Annotated in this window: 20 protein-coding genes and 2 tRNA genes; 11 read left to right on the plus strand and 11 right to left on the minus strand. The window is 46.2% G+C overall.

Annotated elements, in window-relative coordinates; translation table 11 throughout:
• Positions 1–73: 73 nt before the first annotated feature.
• The 3 genes from tsaD (at position 74) to SFV55_RS00135 (ending at position 2,001) form a co-directional block, all read left to right on the plus strand.
• Entirely contained in the window at positions 74–1,090 is a 1,017-nt protein-coding gene (gene tsaD, locus SFV55_RS00125) for a tRNA (adenosine(37)-N6)-threonylcarbamoyltransferase complex transferase subunit TsaD (RefSeq protein WP_320027406.1), read from the plus strand.
• 137 nt (positions 1,091–1,227) lie between these two features.
• The gene (locus tag SFV55_RS00130) at positions 1,228–1,719 is read left to right on the plus strand and encodes a hypothetical protein (RefSeq protein ID WP_320027407.1); all 492 of its coding nucleotides are present in this window, start codon (positions 1,228–1,230) and stop codon (positions 1,717–1,719) included.
• Between the two features lie 33 nt (positions 1,720–1,752).
• Positions 1,753–2,001, plus strand: coding sequence for a hypothetical protein (locus SFV55_RS00135; RefSeq protein WP_320027408.1), 249 nt, complete (start codon positions 1,753–1,755; stop codon positions 1,999–2,001).
• Positions 2,002–2,003: 2 nt separating this feature from the next.
• Here SFV55_RS00135 and SFV55_RS00140 read toward each other — a convergent pair whose 3' ends face one another.
• Entirely contained in the window at positions 2,004–2,354 is a 351-nt protein-coding gene (locus SFV55_RS00140) for a Spx/MgsR family RNA polymerase-binding regulatory protein (protein ID WP_320027409.1), read from the minus strand.
• A gap of 151 nt (positions 2,355–2,505) precedes the next feature.
• On the opposite strand from SFV55_RS00140, the gene SFV55_RS00145 reads away from it, so the two are divergent.
• Positions 2,506–3,033 carry a YceI family protein gene (locus SFV55_RS00145; RefSeq protein WP_320027410.1) on the plus strand — a complete coding sequence of 176 codons (528 nt, stop codon included), beginning with the start codon at positions 2,506–2,508 and terminating at the stop codon, positions 3,031–3,033.
• A 92-nt stretch (positions 3,034–3,125) separates the two neighbouring features.
• Here SFV55_RS00145 and SFV55_RS00150 read toward each other — a convergent pair whose 3' ends face one another.
• The 3 genes from SFV55_RS00150 to SFV55_RS00160 form a co-directional block, all read right to left on the minus strand.
• Positions 3,126–3,563: a CBS domain-containing protein gene (locus tag SFV55_RS00150; protein WP_320027411.1), complete on the minus strand. Its 438-nt coding sequence runs from the start codon at positions 3,561–3,563 to the stop codon at positions 3,126–3,128.
• Positions 3,564–3,717: 154 nt separating this feature from the next.
• A complete protein-coding gene (locus tag SFV55_RS00155; RefSeq protein ID WP_320027412.1) occupies positions 3,718–4,929 on the minus strand; it encodes an ROK family protein in 1,212 nt (403 codons plus the stop codon).
• 281 nt (positions 4,930–5,210) lie between these two features.
• A complete protein-coding gene (locus tag SFV55_RS00160) occupies positions 5,211–5,669 on the minus strand; it encodes an RDD family protein (protein WP_320027413.1) in 459 nt (152 codons plus the stop codon).
• 172 nt (positions 5,670–5,841) lie between these two features.
• On the opposite strand from SFV55_RS00160, the gene SFV55_RS00165 reads away from it, so the two are divergent.
• Positions 5,842–8,235, plus strand: a complete 2,394-nt coding sequence (locus tag SFV55_RS00165) for a glycoside hydrolase family 95 protein (RefSeq protein WP_320027414.1) — start codon at positions 5,842–5,844, stop codon at positions 8,233–8,235.
• Positions 8,236–8,320: 85 nt separating this feature from the next.
• On the opposite strand, the gene SFV55_RS00170 is transcribed toward SFV55_RS00165, so the two are convergent.
• Both SFV55_RS00170 and SFV55_RS00175 read right to left on the minus strand, forming a co-directional pair.
• The gene (locus tag SFV55_RS00170; protein WP_320027415.1) at positions 8,321–10,363 is read right to left on the minus strand and encodes an OPT family oligopeptide transporter; all 2,043 of its coding nucleotides are present in this window, start codon (positions 10,361–10,363) and stop codon (positions 8,321–8,323) included.
• 112 nt (positions 10,364–10,475) lie between these two features.
• The gene (locus SFV55_RS00175; protein ID WP_320027416.1) at positions 10,476–11,654 is read right to left on the minus strand and encodes a glycosyltransferase family 2 protein; all 1,179 of its coding nucleotides are present in this window, start codon (positions 11,652–11,654) and stop codon (positions 10,476–10,478) included.
• A 74-nt stretch (positions 11,655–11,728) separates the two neighbouring features.
• Here SFV55_RS00175 and SFV55_RS00180 point away from each other — a divergent pair, with 74 nt between their 5' ends.
• Positions 11,729–12,202 (plus strand): hypothetical protein, encoded by a 474-nt coding sequence (locus tag SFV55_RS00180; protein ID WP_320027417.1) that lies wholly within the window; start codon positions 11,729–11,731, stop codon positions 12,200–12,202.
• A 107-nt stretch (positions 12,203–12,309) separates the two neighbouring features.
• Here the strand turns inward: SFV55_RS00180 and SFV55_RS00185 are convergent, their stop codons facing one another.
• Positions 12,310–13,518 carry a phosphoglycerate kinase gene (locus SFV55_RS00185; protein ID WP_320027418.1) on the minus strand — a complete coding sequence of 403 codons (1,209 nt, stop codon included), beginning with the start codon at positions 13,516–13,518 and terminating at the stop codon, positions 12,310–12,312.
• Between the two features lie 114 nt (positions 13,519–13,632).
• Positions 13,633–14,619 carry a type I glyceraldehyde-3-phosphate dehydrogenase gene (gap, locus tag SFV55_RS00190; RefSeq protein WP_320027419.1) on the minus strand — a complete coding sequence of 329 codons (987 nt, stop codon included), beginning with the start codon at positions 14,617–14,619 and terminating at the stop codon, positions 13,633–13,635.
• A gap of 380 nt (positions 14,620–14,999) precedes the next feature.
• Between gap and SFV55_RS00195 the strand changes: the two genes are divergently transcribed.
• Both SFV55_RS00195 and SFV55_RS00200 read left to right on the plus strand, forming a co-directional pair.
• Positions 15,000–15,071 (plus strand) — tRNA-Glu (locus tag SFV55_RS00195).
• A 62-nt stretch (positions 15,072–15,133) separates the two neighbouring features.
• A tRNA-Glu gene (locus SFV55_RS00200) sits at positions 15,134–15,205 on the plus strand.
• Positions 15,206–15,292: 87 nt separating this feature from the next.
• Here the strand turns inward: SFV55_RS00200 and SFV55_RS00205 are convergent.
• From SFV55_RS00205 to SFV55_RS00215, 3 genes are read right to left on the minus strand one after another with little or no spacing between them, the layout of a single operon-like run.
• On the minus strand, positions 15,293–18,352 hold the full coding sequence (locus SFV55_RS00205) for a VPS10 domain-containing protein (protein WP_320027420.1): 3,060 nt from the start codon (positions 18,350–18,352) through the stop codon (positions 15,293–15,295).
• Between the two features lie 54 nt (positions 18,353–18,406).
• Complete coding sequence (locus SFV55_RS00210; RefSeq protein WP_320027421.1) at positions 18,407–18,787, minus strand: type II toxin-antitoxin system VapC family toxin; 381 nt, start codon at positions 18,785–18,787, stop codon at positions 18,407–18,409.
• Positions 18,788–18,800: 13 nt separating this feature from the next.
• On the minus strand, positions 18,801–19,031 hold the full coding sequence (locus SFV55_RS00215) for a hypothetical protein (protein WP_320027422.1): 231 nt from the start codon (positions 19,029–19,031) through the stop codon (positions 18,801–18,803).
• Between the two features lie 86 nt (positions 19,032–19,117).
• Here SFV55_RS00215 and SFV55_RS00220 point away from each other — a divergent pair, with 86 nt between their 5' ends.
• The 3 genes from SFV55_RS00220 to rpsO all read left to right on the plus strand — a co-directional run bounded on the left by SFV55_RS00220 (position 19,118) and on the right by rpsO (position 21,520).
• Positions 19,118–19,837, plus strand: a complete 720-nt coding sequence (locus SFV55_RS00220) for a class I SAM-dependent methyltransferase (protein WP_320027423.1) — start codon at positions 19,118–19,120, stop codon at positions 19,835–19,837.
• Positions 19,830–21,140: a hypothetical protein gene (locus SFV55_RS00225; protein WP_320027424.1), complete on the plus strand. Its 1,311-nt coding sequence runs from the start codon at positions 19,830–19,832 to the stop codon at positions 21,138–21,140. The genes SFV55_RS00220 and SFV55_RS00225 overlap by 8 nt, the downstream gene beginning before the upstream one ends.
• A 104-nt stretch (positions 21,141–21,244) precedes the next feature.
• Positions 21,245–21,520, plus strand: a complete 276-nt coding sequence (rpsO, locus tag SFV55_RS00230) for a 30S ribosomal protein S15 (RefSeq protein ID WP_320027425.1) — start codon at positions 21,245–21,247, stop codon at positions 21,518–21,520.
• Positions 21,521–21,592: the final 72 nt, after the last annotated feature.

The raw sequence follows: 21,592 nt of genomic DNA on the forward strand, positions 1-21,592 counted from the left end.
TCAAATCCGATGTTCTTGGGAATGATTTCAATATCGTTGGCAAATTAAGGCCAATTTTTAATAATCTGTACCTATGTCGCTTACAATTTTAGCCATTGAGTCTTCTTGTGATGATACTTCTGCCGCAATTGTGCGCGACGGACAGGTACTGAGCAACAAAACTGCCAACCAGGAGATCCACCAAATCTACGGTGGGGTGGTGCCCGAAGCGGCTTCGCGGGCGCACCAAATCAATATTTTACCTGTGGTTGAAATGGCGATTCGAGCTGCAGGTATTGACAAAACCGAAATCGATGCGGTAGCTTTTACCCGCGGGCCTGGGTTGATCGGCTCCTTGATTGTAGGGGTTTCTTTTGCCAAAGGTTTTGCCTTGAGTCGCAATTTGCCCCTGATTGAGGTCAACCACATGATGGCCCACGTATTGGCACATTTTGCTGAAGATCCCAAACCCCAATTTCCCTTTCTTTGCCTGACGGTGTCGGGCGGCCATACCCAAATTCTGATTGTACGGGATTACCTCGACATGGAAGTCATTGGCCAAACCATCGACGACGCTGCGGGTGAGGCATTTGACAAAACAGGCAAGATGTTGGGCCTGGACTACCCTGCTGGTCCAATCATCGACAAGCTGGCCAAAACAGGAACTCCCCGTTTCACTTTCCCCGAGCCTAAAATTCCTGGGCTGGACTTTAGTTTTAGTGGGCTTAAAACGTCCATTTTGTATTTTTTGAAAAAACAGGTAGCCGAAAATCCACAGTTTGTAGCCGAAAATCTGGAGGACATTTGCGCCTCGGTACAAGCCCGCATTGTCAGTATTCTACTGAACAAATTGCGTTTGGCCGCAGCAGAAACGGGCATAAAAGAGGTGGCCCTGGCCGGAGGGGTATCTGCTAATTCAGGGTTGCGGCAAGCCCTGGTTGAGGAAGGCCAGCTCAAAGGCTGGAATACTTATATCCCCAAATTTGAATATTGTACCGACAATGCCGCGATGATCGGCATTACCGGATACTATAAATTTTTGCAGGGAAAATTTGTTGGGCAGGAGGTTTCCCCCGTGGCCAGATGGGAGCTCTCTACTCCAGTTTTGTAAATTTCAATGTTATTATCTATCTTTATTTGTACTTTAATGCAAGGACTTGCGTTAAACAGCCGATAAAGTATAATCTCTCACAATGGCTTTATACTTTATTCTAACATTCACTAGATCACTGCCTCAATTGTAATCACATGAAGAAAACCACTATTCTTACCTTTATTCTGCTTGTTGCAACTACTTCAATTTTTGCGCAAGGTGGTGTTGACTGGAGCGTAAACCCACAAAATCATGCCAACGTAAACATTCCTCTGCGCAAACCTGGGCGTGATGGAGACCTCCCTGTTCTGCCAGTAGGTTACATCAACATCAGTCAATTCGCTGCGAATGGCGTAAGTATGCCTACCAAGGGCCCCAAAGGTTACCTGTTGTTATTCATTTTTGATGTTTCGATTTCGGGTCGCCAGAGTGAAATCATCCACCAGGGGCAAGCACGCAAAGGAATTTGGTCGATTGCAAAAATTCTCGACCCGGGACAGCCTGCTCATCCAGGGGATTTAGGCCGGAGTTTTACCAATACACCTGAAAGCCCAGGTGCTGTGGTAAGGGGTTTCTTTTGGGACGATCGTACCTCTTTGATCCGTTATCCAACCCATGCCGAAGCTGCCAATAGTGTAAAAAACTAAACTACACATTCCAGTATAGGTTAATTGTTTGACATGGATATCGCATTTTGGGTGTTGTGGGTCATTGACTTACTCCTGACCTTCATCGTCATTATGGCTGCAGTCTATCGGGAAAATGCCGGGGCTTTCAACAATGATAATTTTACCTATGCAATAGTGCTAATGCTTATATTGGTAGGCAGCATTGTAGTCCGCTACGTTTTGCAATGGCCCCTTTTGGGTGTACTGCTGGCTGCCCTCCCGGTAATGATTGTATTGGTCCTGTATTTTTTCGACCTATAAATTCAGCTCAGGGCTGCAACCCATTGTTTTTCGTCAAATCCCAGCAAAATGATTTTGCCATCTTGCTCCACCAGGGGTCTTTTGATCATGGAAAAATTTTCCGGGATCACTTTGATCGCGCTGGGAGCGTCCACTACTGTATTTTTTAATGCTTGAGGTAGTTCCCGCCAGGTAGTACTGCGGGTATTCAAAATTTCCGTCCAGCTTTTTTGTTGCATCCAGCTTTCCAGTTTTGTGCTGGGTAGGACTTGTGCCTTATAATCGAAAAAGGTGTAAGCTAATCCGTTTTTATCCAACCACTTCAATGCTTTTCTGACTGTATCACAATTGGATATTCCGTAAATTGTTAACATGGTTTTTGTCCGGTTAAAGTGATGCTGAGAATGCTCCAAAGGTAAGCGAGAAAAAAAAATTACAAAAAAATAATTCAATGTATAAACATTAATTGTCTTCACAACGTTATCTTAGCATCAATCAATTTTGCAACCATTAAAACAAAAAAATATGGCAACCTGGAGCATTGATCCATCCCACTCCGAAATCACTTTTAAAGTACGCCACCTGATGATTTCTACGGTTAAAGGCAGTTTCAGTCAATTCGACGCCAGTTTGGAAGGCGACGAAAGCAATGATTTTGCCGATGCTAAAGTTACATTTAGCGCAGATATAGCAAGCATCAGCACAGGCAATGAACAAAGGGATGGGCACTTAAAATCACCTGATTTTTTTGCCGCTGAAGAGTTCCCAAAATTGTCTTTTGTATCGACAAGTATTGAAAAAGTGGGCGATAAAAAATACAAATTGCACGGTGATCTCACGATTCGGGCTACCACCAAAGCAGTTGTGCTGGATGTAGAATATACGGGTTCGATGGTAGATTTCTACGGCAACACCAAAGCGGGCTTTGACATCAAAGGGAGCATCAATCGCCTGGAATACGGCTTAAGCTGGAACGCAGTTACTGAAGCTGGCGGGATCGTGGTGAGCGATGAAGTGAAGCTGGAGTTGGATGTGCAGATGACGAAAGGTTAAAGATGAGAGATGAGAGATGAGAGATGAAAGATGAGAGATGAAAGAATTGGGTCACCGCTTTCATCTTTCAACTCTTATCTTTCATCTTTAATTTACATGGGCCTCCCCGAAATATACCCTTCCAAAGAAGATACCAAATTCTGGTATTGAGTAAGAATGGCCTGGAAAATATCAGAAGATGAAATCATACCCAAAACTTGATCATCGACCACTACGGGCAGGTGGCGAAAATGTTTTTCGGTCATGATCGTGAGGCATTCCTCGATTTTTGCCTGGGGGGCTACTGAGATGACCGGAGAAGTCATCAAATCCTTGACCAAAGATTCACGGGAAGGTTTTCCTTTCAAAATTCCCCTGCGGGCATAATCCCGCTCTGAAAAAATACCCACTAATTTTGGCCCTTCCATCACCAGCAATGCCCCGATATTGTGCCGTTCCAGCTCTTCAAGTGCTTTATATACCGAAGCATCCGGAGAAATGGCTAGAATTTCATTTCTCAATTTTCGATCCAAGATCTGTTGTACTTTCATCCTTGGTAAATTTGTGTATTTGCAATGGGGCCTAAAAAAAATAAATGTTCATTTTTTGCCTCACGACTAAGGCTTTTTTACTCCCTTCCAATAATAGTAATTTTTTGACAATTGAAAAAGAGCCTGCGGAAAATTTGCCAAATACAGGCACAATTCAGACCAGTTCTTCCAAAATGCCTTCCATAACAAAGGATAAAGTACCCAATAATTTAGAGCGATCGCCCAGCTCTGAAACTTGAATGGACAAGTCATTTTTAAAGTCAGCCAGGCAATATTTGTTGATGGCTTGTTCAATAGGGTTAATAAAAAAACGGCCCGCTTTTGCCAACACCCCATCCACTATGATGATCTCGGGGTTGAACAAGTGAACTGCGATAGACAAACCACGCCCCAATTGAATGCCAATTTGGTGTAGCAAATCAATAGCGAAGCCATCTCCTTCATTGGCAGCATCTACCACTGTTTCGATGTGTACATCAGCATCGCCCAAATTGGCCAGCTTGGACGCTTTACCTTGTTTGATGCCCTCTTTTACTTTTCGGAGCAGCGTGGATGCTGAAGTAATGACATCGAGGCAGCCTACCTTACCACACTGGCACAACTCTCCATCGGGGTCCATTTGAATGTGCCCCAATTCCCCAGCAAAACCTGAGGCACCATTCAGCAGTTCGCCATTAACCATAATTCCCAAACCCACTCCCCAATCGATGTTGATGGCTAAAACGTGTTTTTTGCCACGGCCCAGGCCGAAACGGTATTCTCCGAGCACGGTTGCCTTAGAGTCATTGATGACATGGGTTGGCACTCCAAATTGGGCTTCCAGCTCCAACTTGATCGATCCCCCACCCTGTTCCATGGGATAGGTGTAGTTTTGGCCTGTTTCTGGATTGATCAGGCCTGGCATCGAAACCCCAATCGCTTTTAAGGAAGGATGAGGCAGGCGCAGGTCTTCCAAAAACCTTGCTATCTCTTCACGAAGGCGATTGGAAAAATCTGGGTTGCGCTCAATGGGCAAATTGATGTCTTTCTCCTGCAATACTTCATTTTGCAGGTTAAAAGCCATCAGCTTGGTCGCATGCGTTGAAATATCGAGAATCAACACCCAATGGTAATCTGGATTCAAGGAGTAAAAAATGGGTTTACGGCCAAATTTGGTTGCACCGATTCCACTTTCTACAATCCAGTGCTCTTGAATGCTCAGCTCTTTCACAAGGGTAGTAGTGGAGGGAACACTTGTATTCAGCAAGCGGCTCAATTCGGCAAGGGTGCTAGATCCAGAAAAATACAATTCACTGAGGATGCTGCGTTTAAGGCGACTTTTTTTGATGTCAATAATCGACGCCTTGAGGTCTTCTACTTCAGCCATAACAAACAAAGATCAATGATGATGAAGGTGCTTTTTGGGCTCAGGAACCATAATTGATTTGAGCAAGACTACCTCTTTTAGATTACCGTTTCTAAATTGGCAAAGATGCTACTTCAGGGCTTGAAATTAATTCATCTTTTGGCAAAGAGGTAACCTCCGGGGTCTCAAATACCAGATTATGACTCAATTTTATCATTTTTTTTTCAATCCGGCCTAATAGATAAAAAAAAAATGCCATACCCTTGCGGATATGGCATTTTTTTCGCCGTATTATATAAGTATTACTCTGGTAAGGTGGATTGTTTTTCATCAATGACTATGGTGGAAGACCATTTGTCGTGCCACATGATGCTGTTTTCGTTGAAGAAAATAGAAATGGCATTGAAGGGCACAAAGCGACACAAACTTCTGATCGCGATGGCTCCACCTTCAGCCTGGTAACCGTAATCCGAGACTACTCTTGTACCCGTTGCCATTTTCCCCAGGGTTTTCCCATTGTTTAGCGATTCCAACAATGTGTAATACGCAAACTGTGCCCCAAAGGTGAGCACAAGACTGGTTAGGTTGTCATCGGCCAAACTCATCCCAAGTTGGATTGGTACAGCGAAACATTGAATGACAATTCCGTCAATCAAATTATTCAGGAATCTTTTCCCTGTTGAAGCCGTAATCAACTGGGTGTTTTGTTCACTTTGCTCCTCGAAACTGATATCGTCGAGAAGTTCGTCTTCATTGTGCATATTGAGTGTTTTAGTTTTGATGTATTTTCAAAAATACGCATAAGTTTCAAAACAAAAAAAATTAAACCAACACTTGGCATCGGGAAAGAAATAAAATCGAATTTGCTACATTTGGCTGCATGCTAGTAGGGCAAAAGCCTTATGCTATTTCATTTTGCAAACCATTTCCTTTATGAAAAATTATTTACTCTTGCTGTGGGTCCTGCTTCCTACAAGCTTCTGGGCGCAGGCACCCGATCGCACGATGTACTACTCCCAAGCCGCCAATCATTTTGAAGAAGCATTGGTGTTGGGCAATGGCCGCATAGGCGCTACGGTGCATGGGGGGGTTCAATCAGATAAAATTTTCCTCAATGAAGCCACCCTTTGGGCCGGAGGACCGGTTGACCCCTACATGAACGCCGAAGCCTACAAATACCTACCCGCCGTTCGTGAGGCCTTGCGTCAGGAAAATTACCGTACAGCGGATAGCCTCAATCAGCGCCACCTGCAAGGGAAATACTCTGAGTCTTATGCACCCTTAGGCACCTTGTACATAGACATGAATCACGGTACTCAGGCAAACAATTACCGTCGACAACTAGACCTTAGCACCGCCATATCCAGCACTACTTACCAGGAAGCCGGAGTTACGTATACCCGTGAGTATTTTATTTCCTACCCGCAACAGGTGATGCTGATCAAATTGAGCGCCAGTCAGGCTGGCAAACTAAGTTTTAAGCTCCGCTTCAATAGTCTGTTGCCCAATCAGGTCAAAACCGAAGCCAATGTACTTAGCGCCAGTGGAAAAGCTCCTTCTCATGCCGAACCCAACTATCGGCGCTCCGATAACCCGGTGCAGTATGACCCTCAAAAAAGCATGCGCTTTTTAACTTTGGCCAAAATCATTAAAGCTGATGGCAAAGTGATTCGTACCGACAGCAGCATTGGGATTCAGGGAGGGCGTGAGGCGATCATCATGGTTTCCATTGCTACCAGTTTTAATGGTTTTGACCAAAACCCGGCCACGAATGGTAAAAACGAAGTGGCGTTGGCCAATGACTGGCTCAAAAAAGCCGAAAAAATCAGTTACGCCAATCTACGGGCTGCTCATATCAAAGACCATCAAGGTTTTTTTAATCGGGTAGAACTCCAATTGGCTGGGCGCAGCAGCAATGCCACTTTGCCTACCGACGAACGGTTGAAACGTTTTGCCGAAGGCGCCAAAGACCCTGATCTGGAGATTTTGTACTATAATTTTGGCCGCTATCTCCTGATTGCCAGTTCGCGCACACCCAATGTACCCGCCAACTTACAGGGCATCTGGAATCACCAGATTCGCCCGCCCTGGAGCAGCAATTACACCATCAACATCAATACCGAGATGAACTATTGGCCCGCGGAGTCCTGTAATCTTTCGGAGTTGCATCAGCCACTCCTGGGCTTTTTGGGCAACCTTGCCAAAACGGGTGCCGTCACCGCCAAAACCTTCTACAATGCCGGCGGCTGGTGTGCTGCCCACAATACGGACATTTGGGCAATGAGCAATCCGGTGGGGCATTTTGGAGAAGGTTCGCCCAGTTGGGCCAACTGGAACATGGGGGGGGCCTGGCTGGCTACCCATTTGTGGGAACACTTTGATTATTCCCGGGACACCGTCTGGCTGAAGAATTATGGTTATGGGCTGCTCAAAGGGGCGTCCCAGTTTTGTTTGGATATTTTAGTTGAGGATGGCAAGGGTAATCTCGTCACCTCTCCTTCCACCTCGCCTGAGAATATTTTCATCACCAGTACGGGGTATAAAGGGGCAACACTTTATGGCGCTACCGCCGATTTGGGCATGATCCGGGAACTTTTTGCTCAAACCATCGCCGCTGCAAAAACGCTCAACCTGGATACCGATTTTCAGCAAAAGCTAACTACTGCCCTGAGCAAATTGTATCCTTATCAAATCAGCAAAAAAGGCCACTTGCAAGAATGGTACCACGATTGGGCCGATGAAGACCCTAAACACCGCCACCAGTCCCATCTTTTTGGTTTGTATCCGGGCCACCACATCAGTGTGGATCAGACTCCAGAACTGGCAGCCGCATGCAAACAAACCCTGGAGGTAAAGGGTGATGAAACCACCGGCTGGTCCAAAGGTTGGCGTACCAATCTCTGGGCCCGCCTGCGCGACGGCAACCGCACCTACAAAATGTACCGCGAGTTGATGCGCTATGTCAGCCCCGATCCTGGTACACGTTACAACGGTGGTGGCGGGGCCTACCCAAACTTGATGGACGCACACCCCCCTTTTCAGATTGATGGCAATTTTGGAGGTACGGCCGCTGTATTGGAGATGTTGGTACAGTCGCGCAGCAATGAAATCACCCTCCTGCCCGCTTTGCCCGATGCCTGGGCCAATGGATCGGTACGCGGGGTATGCGCACGCGGCGGGTTTGTTTTGAATTTGACCTGGGTGAATGGAAAATTGAGCAAAACCGAGATTAGTTCACCACGAGGTGGGCAAACAAAGGTGGTTTACAACGGAAAAAGCCAGGATGTGCACTTGGCGGCGAAGGGGAGTAAAATGTTGGTGTGGTAGATTGATCATCAAAAATCTAAAATCCCGCCCCGAAAGTTTCAGATTTTCGGGGCGGTCGAGCAAAGCCCTATTTTGCAGTTTTATGTTAATCTTTCCTGGAAATTCGATACAAAATCAACCCCATTGCCGCGAAGAACAATACTCCCAGGATTTGGAATCCTCCTTCGCCTAAAGCGCCATGCAGCATGGGCTCCAGATTGAGTTTGGCAATATTTGCGGCAATGCCCTCATTGACCGACAAAATCGCCACAATTACCCCCATCAAAGCACCACCTGCGACCAAACCAGTTGCAAACAAGTTTCCTTTGCTCAAGTCTTCCTCTTCTACCGCTTTGCCTTTTTTCTTGGCTGCATTATCGGCGATACCTCGGATAACCCCACCAACCCAAATGGGCAAGGTTGTTGAGAGCGGCAGGTAAGCACCTACTGCAAAAGACAAAGATTTCACGCCACACAATTCAATGGTGATGGATAAAAAAGCGCCCACCAATACAAACTGCCAATCGAGGTTGAAACTCAACAATCCTTTGATCAAAGTGGCCATCAAGGTTCCTTGTGGTGCGGGGTATTTGTCACTGCCGATGGCGTGCTGGATGCCTTGGGAAACTTGTTCCGGAGAAGGTGTATCCAGGATTTGCAAGGTAGCTCCAATAGCAATCGAAGAAACGATTGCTCCCACAAACAAGGCAATTTGTTGGTATTTTGGCGTCGCCCCAATGATGTATCCTGTTTTTAAATCCTGAGAAGTTGCTCCCGCATTGGCGGCAGCAATACAGATCATACTGCCCACCACCAAAACCATTGGTTCAAAAGTTTTACCCGTCATGCCGAAGCCGATAAAAATCAACGCCGTACCCATCAAGGTAGCAATGGTCATACCTGAAACCGGGTTGGAACTGGTGCCAATCAAACCAACAATTCGGCTGGATACCGTCACAAAGAAAAAGCCAAAAACGATCACCAGCAGGCCAATCAGCAATTTTCCGCCAAAAGAATTGCCTGGAATTTGTGGTAAAACCAGCATCAGAATAACCAAGGCAAGGCTACCAATTCCCACCACAGCAATCGACAAATCTTGCTCGGTACGGGCACGGCTTGCCGCTGCGGAGCGATTTTTGAAAGACTCAATGCTTTCGCTAAACGAAGCAGCAATGGTCGGAATGGTTTTGAGCAAAGTGATAAACCCACCTGCGGCTACAGCACCCGCCCCGATCTGACGAACATAGGCCCTGTAAATAGCGGCAGCAATATTGCCAAAGGTTTTAGTCGCAGGATCCCAGGCACCCGGACCACCCGCAGATGCGAGATCGGAGAGGTAACCCAATTTAACCAATTGTGCTGCAATGATTTCGGTAGGCACTAAAGTAGCCAACAATGGAATCAACCCCAACCAGGCCAATACCCCGCCCGCAACCAATACGCCCGCAATTTTGGGGCCGATGATGTAGCCTACGCCCATGTATTCTGGGGTGATTTCACCATTGACGGTAGCAGCAGGAAAATATTTGTGTGTCGCTTTGGTCACCCATGCGGGTGTCTCGGCGATGACGTGAAAAACTTTTTGCAGCAGGGCGTACAAAAAGGCCACGCCCAAACCCTGATAAGCCGTTTTGGCAAAGTCACCACCCTTCTCCCCCGCAATCAGCACAGAGGCGCAAGCGGTCCCTTCGGGATAGGGCAAATTGTGATGTTCCTTTACAATGAGAGATCGTCGCAACGGGATCATCATCAGGGTACCTAAAATCCCCCCAAATACTGCAAGGGTAAAAATGGTGGTGTATTTGAAATACTGATCGCCAACGGATGGATCAGACAAAAACAAGAAAGCAGGAATGGTAAACACAACCCCCGCAGCAATGGATTCACCAGCCGATCCTGTGGTTTGAATGATGTTGTTTTCCAAAATGGTTGTGCCCAAAAAACGCCGGCCTAAAGAGATGGCCAACACAGCAATTGGAATAGAGGCTGAAACCGTCAAACCCGCTTTGAGGGCCAGGTAAACGGTGGCAGCGCCAAAAATAATTCCAAAAACGGCTCCCAAGACGATGGCACGTACGGTAAATTCTTTGACATTGGTCACTTCAGCCGGAATGTACGGCTTGAGTTGTTCGTGGCGATGGTTCTCCATGAGTTAATGGTTAGGACTAAGATGTTTGTATCTAGATGGTTAACCAAATTGGATTTGGTCTTTTCGGTGGAAAAGATAAAATCATTTTTCAATAAAATTGAAATAATTGTACCTATTGGTTCCGCTTGCGCTCCGCTTTTTCCCACAATACTGTTTGTTGGTTCTTCAGCAAACGGGCGAAGCCCAAAAAAACCGAAAAATTCATCACACAGAAATAATAAGGAATGAAAAAAGCCTTGATTTTGATTTGTTTTTTTTCAAAAATCCAGCCCAGTAAAGCCAATAAATAGAACAGAATTTGTAAGATAAACAAGCTGACGTACCAGGGATTCATCGAAAAAGCCAGAAAGAGGTTCAATAAAAACACAATGGGCAAAGCCAGGGGTGCCAAGGTCCAGCGCAAGACTTTGTGTGAAAAAAATTGCCAACTAAACACACCGTACCGAAAAGGATTCAACAAGTCACGCAAACGCCAGGAGGCTTGTATGCCACCTGCTGCAATGCGAATTTTCCGCTTGAGTTCCTCCCCTACTGAGGCAGAGGCTCCTTCTGAAGCATAGGCATCAGCAGCATAAGCAATCCGGTACCCTTTGCGCAGCACGGTCATGGTGAGGTAAAAATCTTCGATCAAGGTATCTGCTGGGATACTTTCGTAAAGGGCAGTACGAATAGAAAACAACTCTCCTGCAGCCCCTACAGCTGAGTACAAATTGGCATCCCAACGTTTGAGCAAACTCTCATATTTCCAATAGATACCTTCACCAGCACTGCTTGCTTCGTCTTTGTTGGCACTACTTACACGTTTTTCTCCAGCCACTGCTCCTACCTTTGGATGATTGTAATGACAAACCAATTGCCGGATAGCCTGGCGGTTAAGTACTGTATTAGCATCAGTAAAAATGGCTACAGGAGTCTTTACGAGAGGCATAATGCGTTCGATTGCCGCCAATTTTCCTTTTCGTTCAGGTTGGTGGTATACTTCAAAGCTGATTCCGGCTGGAACAGTGCAACTTTTAGCTTTTTGAAACGTTTTATCTGTAGAGCCATCCGTAATTACAATCACTTTCAATAATTCAGCGGGATAATCCAGAGACAAGGTGTTGTTGATTTTTTCAACAATCCAGTCTTCTTCGTTGTAGGCAGCAATCAGAATGCTTACTTCGGGGTTTTTAATTTTTGTTAATTGGTTTTTCCTGAAAAATAGTGTGTTGAGTACCAGCAAAATAAGCCCATACCCCACATAAGTATAAACAACGATAAAAACGTTCAACCAAAAAAACAATTCAAGCATAATATAAAAGATTAATTTATCCTGATCAAGGTAAGCATAAAATCTTAGCTTTGTTACACCCTAAATGAACGCACATGTACTTCCTATTTACAAACATCTGTTCGGCTCATGGCGTACAGCTCAGCCCAACGAACCTAGTATATTCTGGCATTTTGCTCAGCTCAGCCCTGGGTGCATTGCTCATGACTCAAATAGCAGAAGGCTTGGAATGGTATATTTTAGTGCCAATCCTCGCCTTAATTATGGTTTGGAAAATCCCCGACTGGTCTTATGAATTTCAAACCTCACTGGGTGTTCTTACCGTCATTGTTGCAGTTGTTTTACTTTTTGTACTGTTGCCTCCACAAGTTCAGCAATATACACTGCAAGGTATTTCTACTGATGAATGGAACAAATTCAGGGCTTTTATCGTAGCCCTTCCCTGCATGTGCATCATGTTGCGAATCGTCAACGCCAATCCAAGCCAACTCAATCTGTTGTTGTTTGGCATTCCCATGGTCGTTTGTGCAGGATTCTCGGTATACGCATTGCGGATATTGTTGGGGTGAAAAAGTTGATGCCTCGGCTACGCTCGGCAACCGGTCGCTTCGGCACTTCGGCTACGCTCAGTGACCGACTCAGCGACCGGTTGCCGAGCGTAGCCGAGGCATCAACCTTATTCCTTTATTGCCTTCACCCCAGGCAAAACCTTGCCTTCAAGCAATTCCAGCATGGCACCACCACCTGTTGAGACATAACTGACTTCATCGGCCAAACCCATTTGGTTTACTGCGGCCACGGAGTCGCCACCTCCCACCAGAGAGAAGGCGCCATTGGCCGTAGCCTTGGCTACTGACTCAGCTATGGTTTGGGTTCCTTTGGCAAAGTTTTCAAATTCAAAAACGCCCATCGGCCCATTCCAAAGCAGGGTTTTGGAATTCAGAATCGTTGCACTGAATTCAGCGCAGGCTTTTTCGCCAACATCTAACCCCATCCAACCGGGCTCGATCACATTGCTGGCGACTACCTTACGATTGGCATCATTGCTAAAAGCATCGGCTACCAGGGAATCTTCAGGCAGGAGCAGTTTTACCCCTTTGGCCTGAGCCTTTGCTACCAATTGATTGGCCAATTCAAGGCGATCGTCTTCACAAAGGGAATTGCCAATTTGGCCACCCTGTGCCTTGACAAAAGTATACGCCATTCCCCCACCAATGATGAGGTTGTCCACGTAGTCGAGCATCCGATCCAGCAGCAAGATTTTATCAGAAACTTTTGCCCCCCCGACAATCGCGGTGAGCGGGCGCTCAGGGTTGTTCAACACCCGGTCGGCGTTGTCCAATTCGGCTTTCATCAAAAAGCCAAAGCCTTTGTTTTCAGCGCTAAAAAACTGAGCCACAGTAGTGGTAGAAGCATGCGCCCGGTGAGCGGAACCAAAGGCATCGTTGATGTAAATGTCTCCGTAAGACGCCAGGGTTTTGGCCAGCTCTACATCTCCTTTGCCCTCGCCCTTCAGAAAACGGGTGTTTTCCAAAATCAAGACCTGACCAGGTTGCAGTGCAGCAGCCATAGCCGCAGCCTTGGGTCCAACGAACTCTTCACAAAACAATACGGGAACTCCCAGCAATTCAGCGGTATGGGCTACCGTATGGTTCATGGTGAAACGTGCTACATCGATGGAACCATCCGGGAGCAATTTTTCATCAGGGCGCCCCAGGTGCGACATCAGAATCGCTGAGCCACCTTGGTCCAAAATGTATTTGATGGTAGGAATGGCTGCCCGAATACGGGTATCGTCCGTGATGGCAAAGGTCTTTTTGTCAAGTGGCACGTTGAAGTCCACCCGCACCAATGCCTTTTTATTGGAGAAGTTGATGTTCTGCATGGTTAAAGGTTCGAAGGTTCCTAGATTCCAGGGTTCCAAAGTTTCTGGGCGGTCAGCCACTTCGACTCCGCTCAGTGACCAACCGCCCAGAAACTTGGAACCTTGGAGCCTTTATTAAATACGTGTTGCCAGATCAGCCAAACGAGCAGAATAACCCGCTTCGTTGTCGTACCAGCCTACCACTTTAACCAGATTGCCGCTGACCATGGTCATGTCCATGTCGAAAATACAAGAGTGAGGGTTGCCAATGATGTCCGCAGAAACGATTGGGTCTACACAGTATTCCAGGATACCTTTCAGGGCACCTTCAGAAGCAGCTTTGTAAGCAGCGTTGATTTCTTCTACGGTAGCGGTCTTTTTTACCACTGCAGAAAAGTCTGTTACCGAACCGGTGATGGTTGGTACACGCATGGCGTTGCCATTCAGTTTGCCTTTCAAGTGTGGCAATACCAAACCTACTGCTGAAGCAGCACCAGTACTGGTAGGCACAATGGAAACTGCAGCAGCGCGCGCACGACGCAAGTCAGAGTGTGGTGCATCCTGCAAACGCTGGTCGGCAGTGTATGCGTGGATCGTGGTCATGAACCCAGTCTCAATGCCCAGCAGGTCATCCAATACTTTCACCATTGGCGCAAGGCAGTTGGTGGTACAAGAAGCATTTGAATAGATGTGGTGGTCTGCACTGATTTTGTCCTGGTTTACGCCCAAAACGATGGTAGGTAGGTCACCTTTGGCAGGAGCCGAGATAACTACTTTTTTGGCACCAGCAGTCAGATGCAATCCAGCTTCATCCTTGGTGGTAAAACGACCAGTTGACTCGATGACTACATCAATGTTCAGATCGCCCCAAGGCAATTTGGTTGGATCTTTTTCTGCCAAAGCCAAAATTGACTTTCCATTGATGTGAAGGTATTTATCATCAGCACTTACAGTGCCATCGAACTTCCCTTGGGCAGAGTCATACTTAAACAAGTGAGCCAGCGTGAGGTTGTCAGTCAGGTCATTGATGGCAACGACTTCAACGTCGCTCATTTTCAACAGGTTGCGCAGGGTAATCCTGCCAATGCGTCCAAATCCGTTGATAGCAATTCTTTTTGCCATGAGTGGATGTGTTTGATTTGATGAGTAATAGTTGGTGTATAGTGAACACTCATTTGCGCTTGTTCAGCTAGGTATTTGTACTTTATGAACAGTTCATAAAGTCTATTCGGTTGGTAAGGGCCCAAAATGCAGCGCAAAGGTAAAAAAATATTCATTATTCGTTTTTCATGCGCTTGTTTAAGTTTTTTTTCAGAAGACAATTTACTCATTTTCACCCCGGTCAGGGAGAATGGTTAGTGATAAAACAGGAAAAATGAAAAAAATGAAAAAAAATTTGGCCGAGTTCTTGTGTAATTCAGCAAGTCGAATTTATCTTTGCAGTCCCAATTGGGAAGCACACAAACATTGAAGTCACTTTTTCAGGGTTTGATGCCTCCAATGGCCCGTTCGTCTAGGGGTTAGGACGCAGGATTTTCATTCCTGTAACACGGGTTCGATTCCCGTACGGGCTACTTCTCCACAAGTTGGAACTTTTTTTCACTTGTCCGAGTTTCATAAGATAATTTACCTAGATGGCCCGTTCGTCTAGGGGTCAGGACGCAGGATTTTCATTCCTGTAACACGGGTTCGATTCCCGTACGGGCTGCAACGAAGGCGATCAAAATGATCGCCTTTTTTCGTTTTGGGGTGCCCACGTAATAGGGCACCCGCCAGGGGTGCCCCTAAGATATCATCAATCGATCAAATTAAATTCCTTGCGGTTACCTACCTTATCCACGGCTTGTTTGGCGAGGCGGTTGTACCAACTTTTCAATTCTTCATACCGAGTATAGGCATCCTTACCAGGGCGTTGATCACCCTGATCAAGCATGCTGCGCAGGTAGCTGATCTGGTCAATCAGTCGGGGTGTCATGTAGCGCCCTTCTGCGGTGAACAATTCAGCATGTAATTCGTCGTAAAATGAGCTCAGCTGTTTGTCATTTTTTTGCTGTGCGCTTGCGCGCTCCTGTGTCACGGTTGCTCCCAGAATGCGGCTACGGCTATCCAGTTCAATGATTTGTAAAGACAATGCTTCCTGCATTTGAAGATCCTTAGCTGTCACTCCCGCATTGATCAGGCGCGGATCGGGCAATATTTTGAATCCCTGCAAAGAGGCCACACCATTTACCGTTAGCCGAACAAAATACTGCCCAGGCGCAGCCATGGGGGCTCCACGGCTGGTGCGAACACCACTGCGGTCCCAGGCCCCCAAATGCCGTAAATCCCAAACAAAGCGCTGAACACCGGGTGTGGTACGCAGAGCATCACTAAATCCGGCAATCACAAAGCCCATCGCCATACCTGCTTTGCTGGGTATTTTAAGGGTATCCCTTGGGTTGTTTTGAGAGGTAAATGCCCGAATGGTTTGCATTTGCGCATTGAGAATTTCCAAGGTAATGGAACTTTGGGGCGTTTCTTTTAGCCAATAATCAATCTGAATGCCCGGGCTCGGGTAATGGGGTTCGCTGCCTTTGCGGTTGGGCCAATAACGCAAGCGGTATTGGTCGCGAGGTTTGAAAAGAACCACCGATTGAGTCAGGTTGGGTTTGGCCAATTGATGCAAAGCCGATAAGTTGTCCAAAATCCAGAACCCTCTTCCCATGGTGGAAATGACCAAATCCCCCTGGTGTACTTTGATGTCCGTAATGGGGGTAATGGGTAAATTTTGCTGGAAGGGTTGCCAATTCAGTCCATCATCAAAGGAAACGAACATGCCGTACTCTGTACCTGCGTACAGCAAGCCCTCCCGGCTGGGGTCTTCCCTAACGGTGCGTACAGGATAATCTACGGGAATTCCCTTGGTGATCAGGGTCCAGGATTGGCCGTAGTCTTCAGTTTTGTACAAATAAGGTCGCCAATCGCCCAATTGGTACAAGAGGATTGCGGCATAGGCTTTATTGGGTCGATGTGGCGAGGGGTCGATACAATCCACTCTGCCGCCCTTAGGCATTCCTGCAGGGGTCACATTTTGCCAGGTTTTGCCATTGTTGCGCGTAACGTGGATGGGACCATCATTGGCACCTACCCAGATCAAGCCAGCCAATTTTTTTGATTCCCGAATTTCGTAAATGGTACTGTAGTATTCTTCCCCGGTCACGTCGCGGGTAATAGGGCTACCAGAAATCACCTGCTTATCGGGTTCATTGGCGGTGAGGTCGGGAGAAATGGTTTCCCAGGTCAAGCCTTCATCCAAGGTGCGGTGCAAATATTGCGAACCGTAATACACCACTTTGGGATTGTTGGGGGAAACGTGGATAGGTGTCACCCGTTGGAAGCGGAACTTGAGGTCATTGGGTTTGTGGCCATAAATATTGGTAGCACCAATGAAATAATTGCGTTCCTGGCCATTGCGTTTGTCATATACACTGAAACAACCTTTGCAGTTGGCATAAACGATGTTGTGGTTGCCGGGTTTGGGCACCGCAGGGCCAGTTTCACAACCTCCAGCGGGCAGATAATACCCCATGGGGCCAACGGGCGAGTCGTAGGGAGGCAAACTAGGCACGGTGATGGCCGTGCCATTGTCCTGTTGGCCTGCGTACAACCAATAAGGAAACTGATCGTCAATTTCCACCTGATACAACTCGGCAGTTGGTTGGTTGAGCTGGGTCGACCAGTTTTTTCCTCCATCGCGGGTAATGTTGGCACCACCGTCGTTGGATTCGATCCATTCCAGGGTATCCCGGGGATTGATCCACAAGTCGTGGTCGTCACCGTGTGGGGTGTTGAGGGCAGTCCAGGTGCGTCCTCCGTTGTTGGAACGCCAAAATCCGGTTGCACTCACAAAAACGTTATCCGCATTCAAAGGATTGGCGGTGACATTGCAATAATAAAAGGGCCGATCGAGCAAAAAACGGCTGGAGCTCACCAGAGACCAGGATTCCCCGGCATCATTGGAGCGGTACAACCCGCCACCCGGCAAGGCTTCGATCAGGGCATAGACCCGTTGCGGATCGGCAGGTGAAACGGCAAAATCAATTTTACCAATCAAATCGGCAGGTAAACCCTTGGCAACTTGCCGCCAGGTATTGCCGCCGTCTTCTGATTTGTACACCCCTCCAACTTTACCTCCACTGATAATGGTCCAGGGGGTGCGTTGGGCACGCCAGGCCCCTGCGTAAATGATTTGGGGGTTGGTGGGGTGAAATTCCAGATCGGAAAAACCGATGGTGTCACTCAGGAAAAGGACTTTTTCCCAACTCTTTCCGCCATCTTTGGTGCGGTAAACGCCACGGTCTACGTTGGGTACAAAGGCGCTACCTATGGCGGCGACAAAGGCAACATCAGGGTTGGTCGGATGTACTTCAACGGCACCGATATGCCCGGTTTTTTCCAAACCTACTTTTTCCCAACTGCGGCCTGCATTGGTGGATTTGTAGACTCCTTTGCCTGCAATCACATTGCTGCGCAGACCATCAGAACCTGTACCCACATAGATCACATCCGGTTTGGATGGAGCAATGCCAATGGCACCAATTGAAGGGGTGTTAAAAAAACCATCCGAAACATTGTTCCAGTTGCTACCATAATCGATGGTTTTCCACAAGCCTCCACCCGTTGATCCCATAAAAAACACTCCAGGAGTATTGGGGTGTCCAGCCACGCTGGTAACCCGGCCTCCACGAGTTGGACCAACGCTGCGGTATTCAATGCTGGTCAGGAGTTGGGGGTCAACAAAATTCTGGGCACCAGCCAGATTCACTAATCCCAAAAAAGTAAAAACAACTACAAATTTATGAGTAAAACCTCTCATGCGAATAGCTTTTGAGTGATTAAAGACTTTAAAACGATACCGATTAAACTGGTTTTAAGCTTTCAGAAAATCCTCAATGTTCAACAATTCCAGATTTTGGATGCCTCGATAATCTTTAGTGTTTTCTGTTAGGAGCTCTAATTCGAAGACTATTGCTGTAGCTGCAATCAAGGCATCAGCTATTGAAACTGGCCGCTTTTGTCGAATGAGGATTGCCATTTCAGCTACATTTTCATTTACAGGTAGGACGGTTATTGCTTTAAAGAAATTTTCGAGAAATTTTTTTTGAACCTGATTCAATTGATGATAACCCAATACTTCAATCTTTGTGATGATAGATACTTTAACATTGGGCTCATCTTTTTTTAGCTTTGACAACAACTCTACGTTTTGCAACTTAGACGCCAGAATAACGATGTTACTATCAATAAGCATAATTCTTCATTTTTTAACGCGCGAGCACTCTATCCTGGCGTTGCTGGGTTTGCCACTCGACGGCATCTTCAATCTCTGCAAATGGATTTGTTTGGGCAAGTTCTTCTAGCCAAGTAAATGCCGAGAGTTCAGCCGACTCCTCTGCTTCATCACTTAGATGCACTACCCCATTTAGCCTTTTTGCAAATTCTGCAAGAAGAACCGCATCCTGAAAATTGGCGATTTCTATTACGATTTTGGTCATGAAGCAAAAATTTAAATAAAGGTACTTGATTTTTTAATCTCTATTTTGCCTATTTTGTTAAGACATCAAACACCGTCGACGAATCAATGCCAGCATACCGGATTTACCAACTTATTGTAGTCTTATTGCTCCCAACGCTGTTGTGGGGCCAAAAAAATCAAAGCGAGGGCAAGGATTTTAATTCTTGCTACTTTTATCAGCATACCTCGTTGGCTGAGGCCAAAGCTGATGTGCATTTGATGAAACACGTTGAAGGTCTGAATTTAAAAAAGGGGGAAAAGGTCGCCGATATCGGTGCTGGAGCGCTCCGCTGGGAGGGTGCCTTGTCTTTGTTTACGGAAGGGGTCAAGTTTTTCGCGGTAGACATCGACTCTGCTTGCTGCAATGCCCAGCAGGCCAGTTATGTGCAGCGCTACTATTCCATCGTCAAAGGCCAACGGATCAGCAACAGCATCAGCACCTCTTTGGGGAGCATCAAAAAAACGGGTTTGCCCGATGGACAAATGGATAAAGTGATTTTATTCCAAACTTTTCATGAATTTAGCCATCCCGACGAGATGTTGCGCGATATTTACCGCAGTTTGAATGCTAATGGACGATTGTACATCAGTGAATTGGTACCCCGGCACACAAAGGACCTGCACCCTGGCTGCCAACACCCCATGTACAGCCCTGAAACCTTAAAAAAAATGGTTCAACGCTGTGGTTTTGTGTTTGAAACCCAAACCTTGATCGTCAAAGACGACAAAAAAAACCGCACCCAATATCTCTACCGATTCCGCAAAAGCACCCAAGAAAATGGATAACCTAGAACCCAATCCAAACCAACAGAGCTGGTTCGAACAGTTGGAAAAAGAAAGCTGGTCGGCTGAGTTGATCATTTCCGGAGCCGCCATTTACGGCTCTTTACAATTGCCCTGGTTGCTCACTAAGATGGTCAATTACAGTTTATTGAACTTTGGTGATGAAATCCTGCAGATTCTTTACCTCTTTTTTACCTATCTCACCTTTGCCATTACGATCTTGATGATCAATTTTATTTTACACTTTATTCTACGCTCGATTTGGGTGGGTTTACTTGGCTTGTCCTCAGTTTATCCCCATGGTGTCAACGAGGAAAGTGAGAATTACAGCCGGCATTATTTGAAACAATTAAAAGCTGATTTTGGGGACCTGCGCAGCTATGCGGCAAGAGTTGACCAAACTTGCAGCATCATCTTTGCCTTTTCCTTCAGTGTAGCCATGATCTTTACCAGTATTGCCTCAATTGTATTGGCCTTGGCTGTCATTGCCTACGGTGTTCATCAGTTGTTATCGCAGTTTCCCATCAACACTATTTTTTTTGTAATGCTGTCCTCTTTACTAGTACCGGGAATAATTGGAGCTGTATTGAATACAAAAAGGTTGCGCGACAAGACATGGGTACAAAAGATTCATTACCCCCTGATTGTCAAAAGTAGTAGTCGAATCATATTCAATTTTTTATATCAACCCGTATTTTACATCAACAGTACCTTTATTACCAACCTTAATAAAAGGGCATATACATTTGGTATGGTAGGATACATATTACTCGTCTTGCCTGCTTTTATTGTCGTTTTTCTGCAAAGCAATGTAATGTATACCAACCAGCAATACTACTTTAGCAATGCTGACAGAGAAGACCGTTTCTATTCTGTTCATTATGAAGACCACCTCAAGGCAGATCGGCTTATCCAAAACCCGATCATTCCCAGCTCAGAAATAACTGGATCTGGAATTAAGTTGTTTTTGCCACTCCCTACCCGTGAAGAGGTCGTTTTGAACAAAAAATACGGCGAATACCAAAAGGATAGTACCCTCAACGACAGCCAAAACCTACTCAGGAGTCGGGCCTGGTTCAAAGAACAGGGCAAAAAATACTTTCACATTGAGTTGAATGGCCGGAAATTCGTACCTGATCAGCTGCGCTCCTACAATCACCACAATGCCAATGAGTATGGATTTTTGGCCTACATTCCCGATTCATTGCTCTTATCTGGTGAAAACTTGATCTACATTCAGTCTGAGTATCGTTATGAGGGCAAAAAACGCGAAAGTTTTATTCCCTTTTGGTACAGTGCCAAATAGAAGGAATCTTCCTGCATTTTATTTTTGTTCTTTTCCCCAAAAGCCTTACCTTTGCGGCGCTGTAACTGATTCTTGTGATCACTAACGGTATTAATTCCAACAAAATGGCAGTTTATTTAACTCAAGAGAAGAAGGCTGAGATTTTCACTCAGTATGGCGGAGCCGCTGGAAACACTGGCTCTACCGAGGGCCAGGTGGCACTTTTTACTTATCGGATTCAAGAGCTTTCCAAGCACTTGAATGAAAACCGTAAAGATCACGCTTGCCGGCGCACATTGTTGATGCTCGTTGGTAAAAGAAAGCGTTTGTTGCAATACCTTGCTAAAAAGGATATTGTCAAATACCGCGAACTGATCGAACAATTGGGTATTCGTAAGTAATTCCCATACGAACAAGGAAGCGTTCTCTTTTCGAGAGCGCTTCCTTTGTTTTGAGGTGTATGTATTGGTGCT

The sequence above is a fragment of the Haliscomenobacter sp. genome, assembly GCF_033763495.1.
Classification (GTDB): domain Bacteria; phylum Bacteroidota; class Bacteroidia; order Chitinophagales; family Saprospiraceae; genus Haliscomenobacter.

Bases quoted from the DNA above. Each gene is read 5' to 3' on its own strand.
- tsaD (WP_320027406.1), top strand. From the start codon at position 74: ATGTCGCTTACAATTTTAGCCATTGAGTCTTCTTGTGATGATACTTCT.
- SFV55_RS00130 (WP_320027407.1), top strand. From the start codon at position 1,228: ATGAAGAAAACCACTATTCTTACCTTTATTCTGCTTGTTGCAACTACT.
- SFV55_RS00135 (WP_320027408.1), top strand. From the start codon at position 1,753: ATGGATATCGCATTTTGGGTGTTGTGGGTCATTGACTTACTCCTGACC.
- SFV55_RS00140 (WP_320027409.1), bottom strand. From the start codon at position 2,354: ATGTTAACAATTTACGGAATATCCAATTGTGATACAGTCAGAAAAGCA.
- SFV55_RS00145 (WP_320027410.1), top strand. From the start codon at position 2,506: ATGGCAACCTGGAGCATTGATCCATCCCACTCCGAAATCACTTTTAAA.
- SFV55_RS00150 (WP_320027411.1), bottom strand. From the start codon at position 3,563: ATGAAAGTACAACAGATCTTGGATCGAAAATTGAGAAATGAAATTCTA.
- SFV55_RS00155 (WP_320027412.1), bottom strand. From the start codon at position 4,929: ATGGCTGAAGTAGAAGACCTCAAGGCGTCGATTATTGACATCAAAAAA.
- SFV55_RS00160 (WP_320027413.1), bottom strand. From the start codon at position 5,669: ATGCACAATGAAGACGAACTTCTCGACGATATCAGTTTCGAGGAGCAA.
- SFV55_RS00165 (WP_320027414.1), top strand. From the start codon at position 5,842: ATGAAAAATTATTTACTCTTGCTGTGGGTCCTGCTTCCTACAAGCTTC.
- SFV55_RS00170 (WP_320027415.1), bottom strand. From the start codon at position 10,363: ATGGAGAACCATCGCCACGAACAACTCAAGCCGTACATTCCGGCTGAA.
- SFV55_RS00175 (WP_320027416.1), bottom strand. From the start codon at position 11,654: ATGCTTGAATTGTTTTTTTGGTTGAACGTTTTTATCGTTGTTTATACT.
- SFV55_RS00180 (WP_320027417.1), top strand. From the start codon at position 11,729: ATGTACTTCCTATTTACAAACATCTGTTCGGCTCATGGCGTACAGCTC.
- SFV55_RS00185 (WP_320027418.1), bottom strand. From the start codon at position 13,518: ATGCAGAACATCAACTTCTCCAATAAAAAGGCATTGGTGCGGGTGGAC.
- gap (WP_320027419.1), bottom strand. From the start codon at position 14,619: ATGGCAAAAAGAATTGCTATCAACGGATTTGGACGCATTGGCAGGATT.
- SFV55_RS00205 (WP_320027420.1), bottom strand. From the start codon at position 18,352: ATGAGAGGTTTTACTCATAAATTTGTAGTTGTTTTTACTTTTTTGGGA.
- SFV55_RS00210 (WP_320027421.1), bottom strand. From the start codon at position 18,787: ATGCTTATTGATAGTAACATCGTTATTCTGGCGTCTAAGTTGCAAAAC.
- SFV55_RS00215 (WP_320027422.1), bottom strand. From the start codon at position 19,031: ATGACCAAAATCGTAATAGAAATCGCCAATTTTCAGGATGCGGTTCTT.
- SFV55_RS00220 (WP_320027423.1), top strand. From the start codon at position 19,118: ATGCCAGCATACCGGATTTACCAACTTATTGTAGTCTTATTGCTCCCA.
- SFV55_RS00225 (WP_320027424.1), top strand. From the start codon at position 19,830: ATGGATAACCTAGAACCCAATCCAAACCAACAGAGCTGGTTCGAACAG.
- rpsO (WP_320027425.1), top strand. From the start codon at position 21,245: ATGGCAGTTTATTTAACTCAAGAGAAGAAGGCTGAGATTTTCACTCAG.